This window comes from Vibrio sp. 2033 (genome assembly GCF_033339735.1).
Genome location: NZ_JAWOVC010000313.1, coordinates 1 through 730, shown reverse-complemented (window position 1 = coordinate 730; position 730 = coordinate 1). Strand labels below are relative to the sequence as shown.

The following is a 730-nucleotide window of genomic DNA, read 5'->3' as shown; positions in this document are numbered from 1 at the left end:
GTATGGCAGAGGTTGCGAAAAAAGTCGAGGAAAGCAACTGTGGATTGTTGTATTCAACCGTCACATAGCCAGCATTTGCCGAAACAGACGCATCGCCACCAGCGGCCGTTGCTTCAAGAATTGCCGTCGGGTCGGCACCTTCCAAAATCGCTTGTTGGATAGCAGCAACATCATTTGCGTCAAAATTAGCACCATCAATCACCGTCGGGTCGAAAGCAATTTGACCATCAACCGAGGTTTGAACCAAAGTTTCCGGTTGTTCTGATGAAGGCTCAGGAACACACGCGACACAGTTTTGGTCGACAAGATAGACCTCGTTATTGATTAGAACATCCAAAGACGCATTGTTTTCTGTGACAATGACATCCCCTGTATTTAACGCATCTCCGGCGCTTACCACTCGGATCTTACCTGTAAGATCCAATACCAAAACTTCCCCTTTGACAGCATTTACAATCGCGTTTTGCGGCACGGTTTGCGTACTCATCTGACCTCCGCTAATGGCCAACGTTTCCCATTAACCTATTGCATAGTTTTTAGTTGAATATATGTGGTGTTTTGCACATCGTTGGTTGATTAAACTAACTATCAACTCATTAAACAATCGACTTATTGCGTTCCACATCCCAAAACAAGTTAAAGTTACTATCTGTCACCAAAATGGGACACATATCCTAGCGGCGCAATATCAAGTAATTATATGAAATGCGTCACTTATTTCTAAACAAGT

1 protein-coding gene is annotated in these 730 nt (G+C 43.6%); it reads right to left on the bottom strand.

Going from position 1 to position 730, the window contains the following annotated elements; translation table 11 throughout:
• Positions 1-487: retention module-containing protein (locus tag R7P74_RS26295; RefSeq protein ID WP_318123581.1), on the bottom strand; the 487-nt coding region annotated here is incomplete at its 3' end.
• Positions 488-730 lie beyond the last annotated feature (243 nt).